The organism is Bradyrhizobium sp. 4 (assembly GCF_023100905.1).
GTDB lineage: Bacteria > Pseudomonadota > Alphaproteobacteria > Rhizobiales > Xanthobacteraceae > Bradyrhizobium.
In genome coordinates this window covers 3,028,859-3,046,307 of sequence record NZ_CP064686.1, presented here as the reverse complement: position 1 = coordinate 3,046,307, position 17,449 = coordinate 3,028,859, and the positions used below count along the sequence as shown (strand labels likewise).

Annotated in this window: 14 protein-coding genes and 1 pseudogene; 7 read left to right on the top strand and 8 right to left on the bottom strand. The window is 58.1% G+C overall.

The window, feature by feature from the left end; genetic code table 11:
• Positions 1 to 1,363 precede the first annotated feature (1,363 nt).
• Positions 1,364 to 1,570, bottom strand: coding sequence for a hypothetical protein (locus IVB45_RS13875; RefSeq protein WP_247282806.1), 207 nt, complete (start codon positions 1,568 to 1,570; stop codon positions 1,364 to 1,366).
• Between the two features lie 61 nt (positions 1,571 to 1,631).
• Positions 1,632 to 1,844 carry a hypothetical protein gene (locus IVB45_RS13870; protein WP_247282805.1) on the bottom strand — a complete coding sequence of 71 codons (213 nt, stop codon included), beginning with the start codon at positions 1,842 to 1,844 and terminating at the stop codon, positions 1,632 to 1,634.
• A gap of 934 nt (positions 1,845 to 2,778) precedes the next feature.
• Between IVB45_RS13870 and IVB45_RS13865 the strand changes: the two genes are divergently transcribed.
• The 4 genes from IVB45_RS13865 to IVB45_RS13850 all read left to right on the top strand — a co-directional run bounded on the left by IVB45_RS13865 (position 2,779) and on the right by IVB45_RS13850 (position 4,926).
• Complete coding sequence (locus tag IVB45_RS13865; RefSeq protein WP_247363363.1) at positions 2,779 to 3,015, top strand: PilZ domain-containing protein; 237 nt, start codon at positions 2,779 to 2,781, stop codon at positions 3,013 to 3,015.
• 222 nt (positions 3,016 to 3,237) lie between these two features.
• Positions 3,238 to 3,432, top strand: coding sequence for a hypothetical protein (locus tag IVB45_RS13860; protein WP_247363364.1), 195 nt, complete (start codon positions 3,238 to 3,240; stop codon positions 3,430 to 3,432).
• Between the two features lie 157 nt (positions 3,433 to 3,589).
• Positions 3,590 to 4,441: a hypothetical protein gene (locus IVB45_RS13855; RefSeq protein WP_247363365.1), complete on the top strand. Its 852-nt coding sequence runs from the start codon at positions 3,590 to 3,592 to the stop codon at positions 4,439 to 4,441.
• A gap of 266 nt (positions 4,442 to 4,707) precedes the next feature.
• Positions 4,708 to 4,926: a hypothetical protein gene (locus IVB45_RS13850; protein WP_247282802.1), complete on the top strand. Its 219-nt coding sequence runs from the start codon at positions 4,708 to 4,710 to the stop codon at positions 4,924 to 4,926.
• Positions 4,927 to 5,139: 213 nt separating this feature from the next.
• On the opposite strand, the gene IVB45_RS13845 is transcribed toward IVB45_RS13850, so the two are convergent.
• Positions 5,140 to 5,832 (bottom strand): hypothetical protein, encoded by a 693-nt coding sequence (locus IVB45_RS13845; RefSeq protein WP_247282801.1) that lies wholly within the window; start codon positions 5,830 to 5,832, stop codon positions 5,140 to 5,142.
• A 1,224-nt stretch (positions 5,833 to 7,056) separates the two neighbouring features.
• On the opposite strand from IVB45_RS13845, the gene IVB45_RS13835 reads away from it, so the two are divergent.
• Positions 7,057 to 7,530 carry a DUF2939 domain-containing protein gene (locus tag IVB45_RS13835; RefSeq protein ID WP_247807616.1) on the top strand — a complete coding sequence of 158 codons (474 nt, stop codon included), beginning with the start codon at positions 7,057 to 7,059 and terminating at the stop codon, positions 7,528 to 7,530.
• Here the strand turns inward: IVB45_RS13835 and IVB45_RS13830 are convergent.
• Positions 7,443 to 8,542, bottom strand: a protein-coding gene (locus IVB45_RS13830; protein ID WP_247501284.1) for an IS3 family transposase whose coding sequence is annotated in 2 segments (ribosomal slippage) — positions 7,443 to 8,290 and positions 8,290 to 8,542 — 1,101 coding nt in all. Because the reading frame shifts where the segments join, the coding sequence is not laid out codon by codon here. The genes IVB45_RS13835 and IVB45_RS13830 overlap by 88 nt on opposite strands.
• Before the next feature lie 852 nt (positions 8,543 to 9,394).
• On the opposite strand from IVB45_RS13830, the gene IVB45_RS13825 reads away from it, so the two are divergent.
• A complete protein-coding gene (locus tag IVB45_RS13825) occupies positions 9,395 to 9,661 on the top strand; it encodes a hypothetical protein (RefSeq protein WP_247290044.1) in 267 nt (88 codons plus the stop codon).
• Between the two features lie 1,409 nt (positions 9,662 to 11,070).
• A complete protein-coding gene (locus IVB45_RS13820) occupies positions 11,071 to 11,454 on the top strand; it encodes a hypothetical protein (protein ID WP_247363317.1) in 384 nt (127 codons plus the stop codon).
• Positions 11,455 to 12,862: 1,408 nt separating this feature from the next.
• Here the strand turns inward: IVB45_RS13820 and IVB45_RS13815 are convergent.
• From IVB45_RS13815 to IVB45_RS13800, 4 genes and pseudogenes are all read right to left on the bottom strand, one after another.
• Positions 12,863 to 13,252, bottom strand: a complete 390-nt coding sequence (locus IVB45_RS13815) for a tetratricopeptide repeat protein (RefSeq protein ID WP_247363319.1) — start codon at positions 13,250 to 13,252, stop codon at positions 12,863 to 12,865.
• 15 nt (positions 13,253 to 13,267) lie between these two features.
• Positions 13,268 to 14,026, bottom strand: a complete 759-nt coding sequence (locus tag IVB45_RS13810) for a hypothetical protein (protein WP_247363321.1) — start codon at positions 14,024 to 14,026, stop codon at positions 13,268 to 13,270.
• A gap of 433 nt (positions 14,027 to 14,459) precedes the next feature.
• A pseudogene (locus tag IVB45_RS13805) lies at positions 14,460 to 15,851 on the bottom strand (IS1182 family transposase).
• Positions 15,852 to 16,269: 418 nt separating this feature from the next.
• The gene (locus IVB45_RS13800) at positions 16,270 to 17,301 is read right to left on the bottom strand and encodes an IS110 family transposase (protein ID WP_247296495.1); all 1,032 of its coding nucleotides are present in this window, start codon (positions 17,299 to 17,301) and stop codon (positions 16,270 to 16,272) included.
• Between the last annotated feature and the right edge of the window lie 148 nt (positions 17,302 to 17,449).

Below are 17,449 nucleotides of genomic sequence, written 5' to 3'. Positions count from 1 at the left end.
AAGGGCCGAAAGGTTGACCGTTGGCTCGCATTGAAGACGAACAACTCCCCCCGACGTCCGAGTTGCTGCTGTGCCGGGTTGGCCCGGACCGGACAATCCCGGCGGGGGCGTCGAAGCGGCCGGGCATTCCGCGGCAGTCGCGCGAGATGGGTCCAAGTGAACCGCCGTGCACGACTGGTAATGTTTGGCGACAATCCTTATCAGTCTAGAACCGTATCTCCACTTCGGATCGTTACAAGCAAGCTGACTGATGCTCCGTTCTTCAAATTGTCATCAGATTGGGTGCCACTTTCCGCCGGTGCGCTCGTCTTCAGGAGCGGATGGCGTCAATCGCGTGAGCTATCAGGACCGCAACGCTGGCCGCGATTATGATGACTAACAGCCAACTGATCACGCTCGTCTCCATCAACATTATGGATGTGAACGCGCTCAATCCCGCACAGTCAAAAAGAACCCGCCGGAAAGCTTAATTTCAGCGAGGGGCTGAGGACTCAAGGCAACTCTTGCGTCCGCAGTGGTCCTATCGGCGTAATTCCAGTAGCGGGGTCCCCACCGGCTAGATTGACTGGGTCTCTGTGCAGCGCCCCCTCCCTTCGCAGCGGTAGAAAACCAGAATTGTTCCGCCCTCGGAACAGAATGCCCGCTAGATGTATTTCGGTTCCACCAAATTGTGTTTGCAAAACAGACAAGTGCGGCAGAATTTTTGTTACCGGGGCTGGCTGCATATTTCACTTGGTGTTTTTACCCGGCGTCATTTGACGACGCGTGGGCCGCAGCGATTTAACCTCCCGCTGCGGCCTTCGCGAGCGCCCCTCAAGGTACGCCCTGTCGTTGGCGCCTCAGAGTCGGAGGACCGTGAGAACGGCTCAAGCGTCTCCAGCCGTAGCTTTCCCGTCTGATCCGCTGATCGAGCTTCGCAGGAGCGGCTCGCTCTGGGCATTTAGCCATTGAGATAGTTGACCGCGAATCGATGCCGGTTGCACGAAAGGGCGGAATCCGCATTATGGTTTTGCTGGGCGAAGCGGATCTACCGTGGCTCTGAAGAACCCGACGCTATTGCGGCAGTCGTGACCGCGCTCCGGCTTACTTACGGCGACGAAACGGCACGAGCCATGCTGGTCGGCGGCATGAGCCTGGCCGCGCTGATAGAGGCGATGTTCTCCGCCTCGGTTGAGCGACGCGATGCCGTTCGATACGTCGCGTCTGCCTTGGACGATCTCGCCATCTCGCCGGAACCCGGCCGGTCTGGCATCTTCGCTACGTTTACGAAAGTCATGGCTCGTTTCGCGTCGTCGATATGGAGATTGCGACGCCAACCGGCACACTGTCCAGTAAAGACGTCTGGCTTCGTCTGCCCGTTTAGCTATCTCGCCACCTCTGCGATGTGGCCGGTGCTGTCGACGATTAGCGAGCGCGCGGTGCCTTCCTTGACGGCCTTGTAGGTCTTTATCTTTCCGGCTGGTAGTTCCTGGATGTGCGAATAGCCGGCGGCGCGAAGCTTAGCGATGATCTCCTCCGACGTCAGGCTGAGCGCGGACGAGGATCCCCAGACCAGTGCGAGGGCAGCCATGATGAAAGATCGCAGCACTTGGCTCCTTGCGCACTCGCCGCCATCGGATTGGCGCCTTAGCTTAACCGCCGACCGGTCCCGACAACGTCTCCAGGCCCGCCTCGATGGCCTCGATGTCCTGCTCGATCTGCGCAATCGACAACCTGCAGTCAAAGCCCGCCCAGGCTTTCAGGTCTCCGGCAAGGCGCCGGCGGTGCACCCTCAGCTCCTCAAGCGACTGGCGGTCTTTCAGTCTCGCATAGCCGTCCACAATCAACTCAATCGCACTCGACATGACGCTACTCCACAAAAACAATTCGGATCTAATCGGATGAGCTTAGTGCAACTTGAAAGGTTGGTGCAACTTCTACGCTGGCTTATACACCCATGCCCCTTTTTGACTCCGAGCGCCCAACCAAGCTTTCGACAAATAGGTCAAGATCATTGACGGGCTGGCCAGGGAGTGGACGCAGTCCTGAGGCCATTAAGCCTGAGGTGTTGAAATCCGCTATTTGCCGATGTAGTCTTCTACTTTTACTACTCGCGCTATTTGCTCTGAGGCCACCTGATAGTGCTTTTTTTTGTGCTGGGGAGGACATTTATGCGAGGCTCTCGCGCAATCCGTTACGCCGAACGACTTAGCGAACTCACTTCTCAGCTCTCAGAGTTGGCAGATCTTCGAGATCTGGTCGAAGAAGCTGAGCGAAGCGCCCGCGGTGTGCCTCCATTACGCTTGACACATCCTCCGTCGCGCCGCGTTCGACGCCGTGAACGGGGCGAGCCTGACGAAAGATCGCACCACTTGCCCTCCCTGCGCGCTCGCCGCCACCGGTTGGCCCGTTAGCCTAACTGGCCTCAGACCCCGAAAGCGCCTCCCAGCCCCGTGCATATCGCAGCGATGTCCTGCTCTATCTGGGCAATCGTCTGAAATCTGAACTCTACTTCCGTATCATCGGACGACTTTCGGTCTGGCGTACAATTATTTATCAGCCCTCCAATTCTCCCTATGGGCTAATTCCCACGACCTAAGGTCCCTAATTTCAATTGAATTTACATTTAATTCTATTTACCAAACTTATTTAATGCAGCAGTCCATTTAATATGGCATTATTTAAGCCACGCCGGCTGGATCGGCTCGCGAGATTCTGACGAACACGTTTAGAGACAGTAGGTGCGACGACAATCGACTTTGCGCTCTGCGGAGCGAACCCTTTTCTCGGAGAAAAACAATGGAGCAGAACAGTTCTCATTCGACACGCATCCCAAAGTCCGGCTCGATCAGCTTCGGCCGTTCAAAAGCAAACTGCTTGATCCGCAGCATCTCTGTATACGGTGCCGCCCTTGATATTGCAGGAAATGAAAAGATTCCCGACGAATTCGCGCTGACTGTCATTCCGGACGGTAACCCACGTCGCTGTTCAGTCGTCTGGCGTAAAGAAAAACGTATCGCCGTCGCATTCTATTGATACGCCGCCAACTCATGCGGATGCAGGTGGAAGATCTTAGGACAAAGAGATGCTGCCGCGGAGCCTTGTTGTCCTGGAGAACTCGAGCGAGATGCTGCGGCACCTAGATCGCCAAACGCGGCGACCCGCCCAGCCTGGCAGTGATGCGCTGCAAAAAAAAGACAGCATTGTTGGCTGTTTATTTCCAGCGACGCCGCACTTTCAACAGCGGATTTAGTTGCCATGCAGCACATCCAGAGTAGGCATATTGCCGCGATATTGAAACTGACCGCCAGCAACTTGAAGCAGTTCGCACCCCGCCAGAGATCCAAAAAGGAATATTCCGAAATCCTCGTTTTGAGAGAGAAGATAAAAGTGGCGACCGATCTGAAGAAGGCTCGCCCGCAGCTCCTTACTCGGGGCCTGCCACGCGCCTGAAGGTAAATGATCCTGAACTAACGGAAACTCCAGCCTCTTAGCCGCTCCTTTGCACCGCTCGCCAGTTCATTGTGAGCGTTCCCCCTTCCACCGGGCAAAGCACTGATAGTCGGTGGTGCTATCAATTAGAGCGATAATTAAAGACAGGGAGGCCGACGTGAATCTCCGTGGGATAGCAGCGAGAATTGTCAAAGGTGACATTCAATACGCCCTGGGCCGATTCTGGACGGTCCGTTCGGTCTATGGTGGCGCAAGACGACTGATGGATCGTCGGGTTTCCGTGCAACAGAACGGAAGCTCTACATTGTTTCCCGACCAGAATGTCGATCAGATTGCTTCGACCATCTCCGAAGAGGCGGTGTTCATAGGTTTGAACCTCCCCGCGCATATAGTAAATGAAATTGACACCTTTGCACGCAAGGAGCCGCTCCACACCAATTACGATTCGGATGGCCCGACGTTCCGATATTCGGACGTCATCCGAGGCAAAGCTCCCGACGGGAGATCCGCGCCAATCGCTGGCATTAGCAACCCGACCCGCTGTCCTGCTGTGCAGGCCATCGTCGATGACCCCGTCCTCCGAGCCATCGTGGGAACTTATCTGGGGCACGAACCGCATAAAGTATTGACGATTCTCGGCTGGAGCTTCGCGTCCGATTTTTCCGAGGAGGAGCGCCGACGGCTGAGGCATCAAAACGTTCTCGACTACCATTATGACGTCGATGGATACAATTTCGTGTACGCAAACTTCTATATAACCGATACCGACCGTAACTCTGGCGCGCATGTCATGATGAAGCGCTCACACAAGCGCAAGCCCCTTCGTATGCTCTTCGGCTCGGCGTCTGCAAGCGAAGCGAGCGTGCATAAGCAATTTGGCGTAGAGAACGAAATCATGATTGAAGGCGAAGCAGGCACCGGCTTCGTCCAGGACACGTCATGTTACCACCGAGCCACGCCGCCAATCCAGCGCGACCGGCTCATGCTTGCTGTTCGATTTATTAATTGAGCGGGCGTGTCGATCAGGAGCGCGACCATGCTCGCCGCTAAGCTAACGCGTAGCGAAGGGCAACGATGCTCAGGAGTTCAGCATCGAGAGAACGAAGAAGAGCAACAGCCGAACTGAGGGACCGCGCGAAGTCAGGGAAGACGCTCAGCACGACCTATGCGGCTTGAGGTGAGCAACTGCAAAAGCGAATGTCACTTGTCGGCGAGAACACCCGCGTCTAGTCAGGTCATTTCGTAAAGATTGGTTTCAACACCTCTGGAATTGCCATGACGAAGAACGACACCGCCGTGTTCGACGCGATGCGCCCTGATCCAAACGGACGGAGACAATGGGCCGGCCGACTGGGGACGGGCGAGGCAATAAAACGGGATGGCCTGGAGCTCGACCCCGGCTCGCTCGTTTACTGTCCCCACGAGTGGATCAATGCCGCCGGCTATGTTGACCTCGAACTGGTCCGCAAATACCCGCTGATGTTCGCGGTCTAAAGTCGTGACGAACCAGAGCCGACGCGCAAGCGATCCGCCGTCGGACGAACCAGCGATTCGACGGCTGCTAAGCCGAGCGGTAAAACGCAGGCGTCCAAAGCCGCCTGTGCCACCTGTCCCGTTCGGCACTGAAACAGATCCCAACCGCGAATTTTCCCGGCACGAACCGGAGGCCGTTTGGTTCTTCGTCTTCTTGCCGATTTTCATGCTGCTCTATGCGATCGTCGAGAAAATGCACGTGAGATAGCACAGGGGCGCTAACGTCTCGCAGGTGCCGCCAGCCGCCGGGACATGCGCCGGGGAAGTGTCCAGCCGAGCGAGCACCGCATTGGGGTGATCTTGGCGCAACGAAAACTGAAGCGGCACGCATCCCTGTGGACGAACAATCACCTCCAACAGCGGGAAGTCGGCCGCTAGTCCGGGCGGTTCGTGCCACTGCGATTGACGAGTCACGCATGGGCTTAGAAGGTAGACGGGGCGTCCGACGGTGATCGTCGCTGGCGGCAACAGGTCGAGATCTCTGGCTCGACCGTTTTGCCAGCTCCCTGTGAGTAAGCCTTTTTGGACTTCGATCAATGTGTCCAAAATGGAAAACGCAAGTGTGAGCTCGCGTCCCTCGCGCTTGAGCCGAGCGATCAGCTTTTCCTGGTGGGCGATGTGTTGCTCGCCTTTGAGAACGCGGCCCTCGGCCACCGTCAAGAGTTCGCTCAGACGCAGCAGCGGCCTCACTCGACTGCGATCCGGCTCATAACAAGCGAGCCGCCGGGAACCGCACCAAACTTCGACCCGATCTTTTAACGCGGCAACTGAGCCTAGCTGAAGAGCATCTCCCGGGCCAACGCACTCAATCTCTTGCACTTCCAGTGTTGTGCCCCAGTCGTCGAGCGTGAAGACATGACAGCGCATGGACTTTTGATCAGCGCGAACAACTCAGTGCCAAGCCACACCTGCGCGGGCCGCGAGTTGGCACGCGGGCGCGGTCCTGTTGGAGGGCCGCGACTCGCACGCTGGCTGGCTCCGTGGGAAGGGGGCTTCCGTAGACTGCCAACGTTAGAGTGTGGACGGTGCCGCATTTTTCAGGCCTCTGCATTTCAGTATGTGAATTAGCTTTCGCAGGGTCTTGGGGCGACACCTCACATCTGAGCCTCGCGCAATCCACCTGCGCAGCCCTGGTCGAGTGCACCGGCAGGGGCTTGTTGGCTTGAGGGCCGCTAGGCTGGACCGCGGCACGCCCGGGATAACAACTCAGTGAATGAAACTGTCTGCTGAACCCCGCGAAGCAGCCCGGAAACAGACCGAGCCCACATTGGTTCTCGCGACTTAAGTGGAGATGTCAAATGCTGACACTCAAAGTGATTGTAGCTGCTCTGGCCGCGGGATTTCTGATTTCGGTGTATTCGGGAGATTTCGGCGCCGACATCGTTCTCGCTATTGCCACGTGCCTTCCGTAGTTGTGCGCGATTGCGGAGTCGCGGCCCGACGCGTCCTAGTCCGGAAATGCGCCGGGCCTAACCATTCCCTGCTTTCCCCGTAAGGTTTGGCTGAGTCAGCATAGTGCGATTCTAGAGGCGGCCGATACGTCTGCGTCTTTGTGCAGCGCTCCTCGCGCTTCGCAGCAAAAGGCCCATGTCCGGGAACGGCTACTCACTTTTTCATGCAAAGCCCAAGCGTTGGAGAGGTCACGCACTTCGCCCCGTCCGCGGCACCGCCACTCGGGCAGAACACGGAAACTAGTGCTTCGCTGCTATCGCAATTGACTGTGCCGTCGGCCTGAACCGCTCGGATGTTGACCGTCGCCGGATCACCCTTGTCTCCCTTTTCGCCGGACCCTGCGGGCCTTGAGGCCCCTGCGCGCCGGCGGGGCCTTGTGGTCCAGGCACTCCTTATGCCTTGGGCTCCCTGCGGGCCGGCTGGACCTTGCGCGCCTGGATCTCCTTTAGGCCCTGGGTCTCTCCCACACGCTGCAAGTGAGAAGCCAGCGCTCATTGCGGCCACAGCGATCATTTTATGCATTGCCGACCTCCAACGATAACATGATTAAACTTCTCGGCTAACAGCCGCGTAAGAGGCGTCAGAGGCCCTTGCTGATCGCATCTTGGAACAATCCCCTTGAACCATGATTGCCGCTCCATGAGGTGGCTCATTGGCATCCTGGCGGCGTTCCTGATCTGCCTCTTCATCTACGCCGGATCAGCCTTCGTTTCGGTCCTGGGCCTAGTTTCGGCGGTGCGAAGCGGAGATGCCGCTCAGGTGATGGCCCGGACTAATCTTCCGCGCCTCCGTCATTCGGTAGTCGATCAGGTTGTGTCCGCTTATCTCGACCGAATTGGCCGAAAGCGGCCGGTGCAGCCGTTTGAACGAATGGCAGTCAACGCATTCGGTGCGACAATTGCCGACGATCTCGCGGTCAAGCTCATGACACCGGAAAATTTGTCCGTCCTGTTGAGGAGCGGCACCGTCCGTGAAGTGCTCCCCAAAACTAGGCCAGCTGATGCTGGAATTTTCCGGGGTTTAGCTCATGCCGGCGGGGGCGCCGATGAGCCATTCAACAGCGATATCGGCGCCTTGTTGCCGATCGCGCTATGGGGCCGGACTTCGTTGTAGTCTCTACGCCAATCCTCCATTTTCTGCCGGGCGTCGTCAAGGCTCAGGAACCAGTGCATGTTCAGGCATTCGGTTCTGAACTTGCCGTTGAAGGATTCGATGAAGGTATTGTCCGTCGGCTTGCCGGGACGTGAGAAGTCGAGCACAACGCCTCTTTGATAAGCCCAGATGTCGAGATCGCGGGAGATGAACTCCGATCCCTGATCCACACGAATGCTCTTCGGGTAACCGACGGTTTTGCAGATGCGCTCCAGAGTCAGCACAACGTCCTCGCCTCGATAGCTGAACCGCGGATCGGCCGCCGGCGAGAAGCGGCTGAAGATGTCGACAATCGTCAGCACGCGGAGTTTGCGGCCGGTGGCCAGCTGGTCGTGAACGAAGTCCATGGCCCAGGTCTCGTTGATCTGTTTGGCATCGGTTCGATCTTCTCGCAACTTGGCCTTGACGCGGCGCTTGGGCGTTTTGTTGCGTAATTGCAGGCTCAATTCCCGGTACAGGCGATAGACCCGTTTGACGTTAACGGCCCAGCCCTCCCGTTGCAGCAGCACATGAATGCGCCGATAGCCGTATCTCACCCGCGTCGCGCAGATGTCCTTGATCCGGTGTTTGAGAGCGGCCTGGTCGCCGCGCTTCGACTTGTAGACGTAAAGAGCGCGATCAACCCGAAGCGTGGAGCAGGCCCGCCTGACTGACACCTTCCAGTCACTTCGCACCTTGTCGACAAGCTCGCGCTTGCGGCCAGGCCTCAGAGCTTTTTTGAGAGCACATCCTGAAGCATGGCCTTGTCCAACGACAGGTCGGCGACAATCCGCTTCAGCTTCCCGTTCTCTTCCTCAAGCTGACGCAGCCGCTTCATCTCCGAGGGCATCAAGCCTGCATACTTCTTCCGCCAGTTGTAGAAGGTTGCCTCGCTGATCCCGGCCTTGCGGCAGACCTCGGCCACCGCCGAGCCGTCTTCAGCCTGCTTCAGCACGAATGCAATCTGCGCCTCTGAAAACTTCGATGCCTTCATGGAACTCTCCTCGTCCCGTCAGGGGATCATAAATGGAAAATTCCAGTTCAAACTGGCCTAATTTGGCGGGGGCACGTCATCCGCAACGCGGCAGAAAACATTACATTTGGGACGATGTCTTCGTTTGCCGAGCTTGCCCTTTCGAACATCTTTGTGTTCGTGGGGCGGATAACGCTAGTGAAGCCGGTCGAGTTTGCGGTGAAGCTCGGAGCAAATCAGGACGCCGGGAGCGTTAGCCTGCATTATGAAGGAGCGACCTGGAGGCTGTCTGGCATCACGTTGCCGCCAAAGGTCTTGTCCAGCATAGTGGACCGGCTACCAACGCGCTGAGCCCACCACGTTCAGAGAAGAAGCGAGGTTCGCGCTCTACTCGGCGCCACGTCCGACAACCAGCCATTGCTGGTGTGCGGGGAAGGCCTTGATGCCGGAGACGAGTTCGTCTCCTGACAGATGAAACGCTCGCCTCGGACTTTCGAGCTCAAGCCAAGTAGTCCTCTGGCGGTGCCTTCCTTCAGCCCAGAACGATAGTTTCAACTCTCAGGCAGGGCATGCACCTGTAGGCATTGGCGGCGGGCAGGTTTGCAATTGCTGGCAGGGACGCGAGAAACTCCATTGGACGCTGACATCTGTTGCAAATGAGGGTTGGTGCCTTGTCCGTGCCACCGCCTTGCGCCATTGCTGGTCCGCCAAAAGGTGAGAACGGTAATTCCAATGGCCGGCGTTTACACCTCCGGACGACTACCGGGTGGCTGTATGGAAAATTGGCCCGCCAGCGTGAGCCGCTATTGCTCCTGAACCGAGACTCAGTTCTGATTTCGATCATTGCGGCCAAATTGCTTGCGGGAGGCGATCGTGAACGGCGAAGCCGGATGCACCGTTTGTAGCCAAGCTCGACTGCTCAAAGCTGTTTTCCTCGTCACCAAAGGCTACGAACTGAAGCGTTATGAATGCGGTAGTTGCGGCAGCGATCTGTGGCTGGTTACGAGAGTGTCCCGATCATCCGCGCCTAAGCAGCAAAGCGGAATATCCCGACGAGGTGCGCGGCTCAAGACCATCGAAGCGGCCTTGAGGGGCGCCCGTGGCACAGCTAATCAAAAACGGAAAGCGCCGCAAGCGTGACTGGCCCCCGCACTCCTCCATTTCTGTACGGTCAACCGCGGCGTCCCGATTGCCAGTTGAAAGCGAGATTTTGTCGTCGAGTTGCGAGACGGCCGCGACTGGGCACCATTATGATCCCCACTCAGACCTCCTTTGCGGCGTCAACGACCCCACCCTGCCAACCTCGCACGAAGCCATTTCCCGGCCCCGCGAAATCTTGCTGAAACAGAGGGGGCCGAAAGTACCAGAATCGAACACGGGGACGCGACATGCTAGTCCTGATGAACCTGATCTGGCGGCGCTTTGCCTACACCATGATGGCCGGTATGCGGTCCAAGCTTGTGCGCCAATGACCAGAAGGGCGGCCGCGTAAGAAGCATCCGTGCCGCGTCTGGCGGCCCGCCCCGGAGCCCTCCCCTTGGGCGCCGCGACTTCAACCGCCCCTTCGTGAGAAAGGGGCTTTCCGTTAGACTGCGAGCGTCGAAGCCGCGACATCCCGCGGCGATGCCACCCTCTTCCGGGGGTGCGCATTTCATTGTGTGACTCATCTTTCAGTCAGGCTTGCCAAGAAGCGGCCCCAGGACGGGAAAGACCTGAAGCCGAATTACCTTCGCGCCAGGCTGATAGGCGAACAAGGCTCGAGCCCATGTTTTTTTTAGGGGGCTAGACCGGTCCTTGCTATCCCGAACAGGCCACCCAAGTGAACCAGCGCGTTTGTTTACCCACCTTGCGCGCCTGCTGAGCCGCTAAGGGCCGGCCATTGACTCTCGGCGACATGGCCATGAATACCGGCATGCGGCTTCAGAAGATCACCTTTGGTGAGATGCGCGAGATGGCCGAAAGCGGCACCTGATCTTCTGCCATTGGGCTCGCAACTCCCTGGCCGGAGAGGTTCGCTTGTCTGGTATCGAGCCGCGCTGTGTGTGCGCCGGGTGCGGCTATCGAGGGGCGGAGGTCAGGCCGGATTTAGCAACGGCAGGCCGCCGCAGTTTGCGAGATCGAGCGCTCGTTAGAGGAACGAACGCGCAGAGGAAAAATTGGAGGCTTGTTAGCTCTCTTCTTCGAGCTGGCGGAGCGGCCCCGGCATCAACCCTCAGGCCCCCAAGCCGGGTCGTCTCTCAGTGCGCCAGCTTCCGCTGAATTGACAAAATATCCCGGATAGCTTCCGACCGCCACCCTTTCATCTGCCAAATGGCATAGACGACCGCTAAATCAAACTGGCGCCAAGGCGGTCCTGCAAAAAGCCGGCCCCAGACGATGATTCCTGAGGCCGGAAGTTCTACGCGTCCGCTCCGAGACATCGCCCGGAGCTGGAGGCGAACGCACCCAGATTGCCGATTGTTCCCGATCGACATGGACCTGAGAGCCGGCGCACTGATGCATGTTAAGCCTTCTGCCGATTGTGAAACTGATCATATTGCGAGCCAGAGATGTTGCGGTACAATCATCGCACCGGGGCTGGCTGCATATTTCACCTCGTCGTTTTTCACCCGGAATTTTTGACCGCGGGCCGCAGCAGCAGTCCCCCTGCTGCGGCCTTCGTGTTCACGGCTCTTAGTACCAATGACTTCGCGTCCTGTGCCATTGGAGAAGGTATTATGCCCAAAGAGAAAAATTGCCTGATCGTTCGTGCTGCGGGAAGACAACTGGACCTGTTACGCGGCGAAGCCTCCCGCATCGCGAAAGGCAGCAACGTCGATTGGTGGATCGATCAGGCAGAGGTCGGCACTCGCTTCTGCTTCGAGGATACAAAAGCAAAAGAGTCATTCGCTCTCGCTTGTGACAACTTCGGTATTCCCTGCCAAGACGGCTAGTCCGCAGTTGAGCTGTAAGCCGGCGGCAGGGCCGCACAACCATCATAGCAGTCCAGCGCTAGCCGGCTCCCGCGCCCGGAGGTCCGCACCTGATCCCAAGCACGCGAACCGAGCCCGTCAGCGCCGGCGCCGACAGCGGGCCTTGAAGCAACGCACTGGCCGAGATAAGGGCCAAGCTGTTCCCGTCCGAACTCGTTGCCACCCGCTCTGAGGCCATCGCACTGAGATCAGATTGCGCTGTGTAGAGCGCGCCTGAATGGGGCGCGAGATCAGAACCAGCTGCGGTTATTTTGGAAGCATGCCTGTTTGGTGCGGTCCCAGATGAAATCCCCGCCGCCGCAGGGTGGACGGGGGCGAGAGGTCGCCGGGCATTCGTTCCGAACCTTGGCTCCCGTGCCCCAGCCGTCAACGACACATGCGCCACCGCTTGTCCTATGACAGCCCTCGCCACAGCCAGCCGCTGCGTGCGCCCCACTAGCAGCAGCGAGAACCGTGGTCGCGAGGAGCATTCCTTGTAAGATTTTGATCACTGCCAGACTCCTTGGAAGCGAATGACCCGAGCGAGAAGGAAAAGATCATAACTCCTGCCGTGCCTCTTAGCTACGATCAGCGCGGCGCGAAGTCCCCGGCTCCGCACGAACCGCTCGATGGCTGCGCTCCCCGTTCGAAGCTGTTGATCCAGCAATTTTTAACAAACTGCAACCAGGTCAGCACAGCTGCATTTTTCGAATCATCCACCTGTCTCCGGACTGGAGGGACGTTCTGTTCCCGAGGCGCGTGTGAGCCACTTGCCTCGGTCCTGCTCTTGCTGGCCAACTTAATGCTAACGCTATGTTTCGGCTTGGCAGCGTGGCGCGTTTCCGACGAGGGGACGCTGGTAAACCGGTAGCAATGGCCTAGGCTGGATGCAAACCTCGGCCTACTGACATATCCGCGTACCCCTCGCATTTTGATCTCGCGCGCTGCTGAGCGCAGGCGACCACCTGCCCCGCTATGCGCCGCGACGCTGCTACGCTCTCAAGGGCAAGGCGGTCCTGAAGCATATGACGTCTAGAGTGGGTCACGAGCGGCCTTTGGTGTCCCAGGCTGCTTACTTCCGCTTGAGCTCCGGGGACGGACATCATCAGCGCCGGTCAGAATGTCCGAGATGGGCCCAGAAGGAGACCTCTGCTCGCAACTGAGCAAGCAACGAACATCCTGGCCATCTCATTGCTCGCGAACGCCTGCCTTCCTCAATCCTTCGACGATGCCGTCGTACTCACGACGAAACTGCGGATTAGTCGAACGTGCGTAGCCGATTTGCTGGAACCACTAATCGTGAAGTCCGGTCGGAGTGCATTCAATTCGACCAACGCTTGCTGGGCCAGCTCCAACTGACCAGTGGCTCCATAAGCCGAAATCAGATCTACTACGGAAACCAGTCCAATTTATTCAAGTTGATGGAGCGCTTACATTCCCCGATGCCTTCCGTGTATTGGCGCAGATGGACATGAGCATGACAGAGGAAAAAGCGCCAAGTTCCAGCAGCCGGATCTTTGGGGCTTAGGAGCAGAGCGATCTGAATCGGGGGAAACGCTTCGCGCGCACGTCCTGCCGTAATAAGTACAATTCCCTTGGATGCGTACGCTACGGGCGAATTAGGATCAATTTCCAGCGCTGCGTCGTATTCAGGTAAAGCTGCCTCGGGATTTCCATAGTTCAAAATGTTGCCCTTGGCTGCGTGCGCGTTTGCGGTCGCCGGCCGTTGTGCAAGAACTTGATCAATCAGCTTGAGGGCCGTCCTTTTGTCCTCGATCACGGATGTTGACCATCCTTAGATCACGCCATCCGCTATGCACAACGCCTTGCCGATCATTGCGTCGATGTTGTTTCGATCGAGGCGCAGTGCGCTGTCGAACAAGTCGTTTGCCTGTTCGTTCGTTGACTTGGTCCGAGGGCCATACCGCTTCGCCCAGCCGCGCATGCTGAAATCCACAGCGTCTGGATTGGTTGGTCTGTCCATTTGGCTGCGTCGGCTTTCGGCTTGGATGAGTTCGACGTTGAGAGAGCGAGCGAGCCGCGCCGTGACCTGCTCCTGTAAGGTCGCAAGATTCGATCGATCGCCATCAAAGCGGTCAGACCAGACGTCGCGACCAGTCGACAGTTCGGCAAGTGACACGTTCATCCGGACCCGATCTCCGGCTCGTTGCACGGCGCCCTGTACCGCCCATCGGATGCCGAGATCCTTGCCGAGCGCCTTGAGATCGATTTGCTTATTTTTGTAGGTGAAAGCCGTCCCCCGCCCGATAACGAATGTATCGGGCATTTGCGCGAGGTCTGTTGTTAGATCGGTCGTAAGGCCGTCGGCAAAATGGTCCTGCTCCGCATCGTTGTTGAGGTTTGCGAATGGCAGGACAACGAGAGACAAACGGGGAGCAACGTCGGGCCGAGCCGTAGCATCCTTTTGGGTTTTTTGGCTTTCCGGAAAGACGTCTGCGCGAAGCGTCTTCCAAACAGTCCAGTAGCCGACGAGGCCACCGGCGATAGCTCCCACGGCAGCAATTGAGGCGAGCGCGCCGCCGATCAGCTGCAATCGTGCCCGCAAGCGAATCCTTAGATTGCGATCGGATGGCGGCTTCCGATCCTCATCGAGTGCCGCTTTGTCCGGCTGCTCATTATCAAATGGCGGTTTGGCAGGGGGGCGTTGGAGACTTCCAAGTTTGTCACCGTCGGCTCCCTGCAGGCCTCACGCCCGAACTTCAAACATTAGCAGAATTGCACGGTTTAAGTTGGTCAAGACTTCTGACTCATTCGAGCGTTTTTCTGAAGACTATGTTCGGTCTACGAGGTCCGATAGATTTCCCGTGTGGGTCAGAAGTTGCAGTCGAGGCAAGTTCAGCTCGGCGTCCGGTTTAGCAGCGATTGTGTTGCAAAACTCGTTTCTGACTTGGGGGCGAGCTTGGCTTTGGAGTTTCGGCGGTTTTTTTGGTGCGGGGTGTCGGCGGTTTCCGTTTTGCTGGTGGATTTCAGCACGGGACTGCCAGTTGTGGCGGGGGACGGCAGATTAGCTTGGCCAGCCGCCTCAGGTTCTGCGCGGTGGCTGTGAGCAGCACTTCGTCCCTGACGCCATTCAGGCCCCGCAACCGAAGCCGGTCGAGCCTGAGAATGCGTTTCATATGAGCAAAACGCATCTCGACCTTTTTGCGCTCGCGGTGCGATTGCTCGAAGGCTTCCGTATTGGCCAGCGCACGGGCATGATCGCGCACATCTTCGTTTACGTCACGGGTAATTTTGCGCACGACCGCCGTCGTGCATTTGGGCTTCAAGGCGCAGCCAGAGCAATCGCTCTTGCTGGCCCTGTAGTAAACGATGTCGATATTGCCGGTGCTGGTCAGTTCCGCGCCACCCGGGCAAACATAGACATTGCGCTTTTTGTCGAAGACGAAGTCCGCTCGGCTAAAGGTGCCCATCGGGGCGTGCCGACTTGTCCCACACCGGAACGTGCGGCGTGATCTTGCGATCCACTAGCCATTTGAGCAATCTGACCGCGCCGTAAGCCGTGTCGCCTGCAAATCTCTTGGGGCGCAGATCGAAGCGACGCTCAACACGGTCCACCATGATCTGGGTGACAGCAATCTCAACCGCACGGTTCGCGCGCGTGCCTACCGCATCGGGGATGATCCCGGCCTTGTTGTCGATCAGATAGTTCGCATCATAAGCAAAGAATGGATCCACGCCCGGCCTCGTAACCCATGTTGCTTGCGGATCGGTGAGCGAGACTTCCTTGGGAGGCTTGCGGCGACGGCTGCCTTCACTTGAACCGCCGCCGTCCTCATCGCCGTCCTTATCGCTATTGGCAGCATCAAGCGCTGCGATGTACTCGCGCACCGCATGGGATGCTTCCTCCGCCTTTGGCCAGGTAGAGGCTGGTCGCCGGGAAGTCGCCTAGTCTTGTTCACATCGGGCTTGATCAGGCTCGCATCGACTGAGAACGCTTCGCCTCCGACCAGCCCCGCCAAAATACACAGCGCCACTACACGTTCAAAAACCCGGCGTAAGGCATCGCTCTCACGGAAGCGTTCGCGCCGCGCCCGGCAAAACACCGAGTGATCAGGGATATGATCCTCGATGCCGAGCTTGCAAAACCATCTATAAGCCAGATTGACCAGGACCTCGGCGCAGAGCCGACGCTCGGAACGAAGTGCAAATACGTAGGCAAAGACCAGCATCCGGATCATGAGCACCGGATCAATCGAAGGCCGGCCAGTGTGGGAGTAGAATGGAGCGAGCTCGTTGTGCACCCAACTCAGGTCCAGAAAAGCGTCGATTTGCCGTACCAGGTGATCAACCGGCACCACCTTGTCGAGATCAAAGGAGTAAAAGAACTGGCCCTGGCCGCTCTCCTGCCGACCTAACATCCGCTGCTCCCGCAAATGCCGCCTCAAACCAACGGAATCACGATTCGCGAGTCATCTCAACCGGAGTTTTGCAACACAATCGCAGCCACGGCGGACATCACGGCGGCTGAGGCGCTCTTTCGGCGATGGGCCATGTGTGGACGTATATGGACCCCGCCCGATTGCAACGACTGGCTTGATCAGGATCGACGGCCACAACTGCTGACGTATATCCGGCTTCTTGATGCGGCTGGACAACGTCTCCGCCGCGAGCCTCGATGGTTTTCGCCCGCTTCCACCTCAACGGCCCCGAGACATCGGCGCAAGCCGTGCCGGTCCACACATCAGGTTCGGGAAGCGACGGGGTGACCGTTTCGCCATCTCCTGCCATTTGTTGCAATTGCCGGTGAGACCTCCTTTCCTTGATTGCCGCTTCGCTTCAGGCCGCCTTCACCGAAAGCGCCGGCTCATAAGCCGCGCCGCCTGTGAGCATAGCCCACACGATCCGCGCGTTCTTGTTGGCAAGAGCCACGGCCGCGACATTGGGATGGCGCCGTTGCCGCATCTTGCCGAGCCATAGGCTTCGCGGATCCTGCTTGCCATTAGCACGGCTTAAAGCGGCGCGAGCTCCGTGAATCATCAGCGTCCGCAGGTATCGATCCCCCCGTTTGCTGATGCCGAACAAGCGGGCCCGCCCTCCACTGGATCGCTGCTTGGGTACCAGACCAAGCCAAGCCGCGAACTGTCGGCCGTTCTTGAAACAGCTTCTATCGCCCACGGCGGCGACCAAGGCTGTTGCTGTCACAGGTCCGACGCCTTCGATTTTGCCGAGCCGCTGGCACTGCTCACTCGTACGGAAGATTTCCCTTATCCGCCGGTCATAGGCTGCAATGCGGGTATCAAGCTCGGACAGCTCCTCTTGCAGTTCCCTCATGAGCGCTCGGAGCATCTCGCTGAGGTCGTCATTGATGTTTCCTACGATGACCGCGAGGCCACGCCGCAGCTGCGCGATGTCACGGGCAATGACAATCCCATGCTCGGACAGAAGACCGCGAATTTGATTGACGAGCCTGACTCGATCGGCGACCAGGCGCCGGCGAATGCGGTGGACGGCCTGTACCGCCAGCTGATCGGTTGATTTCGGTGGCACGAAGCGCATGGACGGACGACCGACCGCTTCGCAGATGGCTTCCGCATCGTTCTGGTCGTTTTTGTTCGACTTGACGTATGGTGTCACGAACTGAGGGCTGATTAGTCGGACCTGATGGCCAAGCTCCGTGAGCACGCGAGCCCAATAGTGTGCCCCGTTGGAAGCCTCCATGCCGACCAGGCAGGCCGGTAAATTGGCGAAAAAGCCGGCCACCGCATCGCGACGTAACCTCTTTCGCACAACGACTTTCCCGTGGTTGTCGACGCCGTGAACTTCGAAGACATACTTCGCCAGATCTAGACCTATCCGAACGACCTGCATAACATCCTCCTTCGCTGCAGTTGACGCTTGAGATTCCACCGCCGCAAGGGCGGGGTCCATACCATTGGCTCCGGGTTGGCAAGGAGAATCTTCACTTGCGGCGTTGGTCGAAGCAGCCATGTGTTCGGCCTTCTTGTGCGGTACTCAT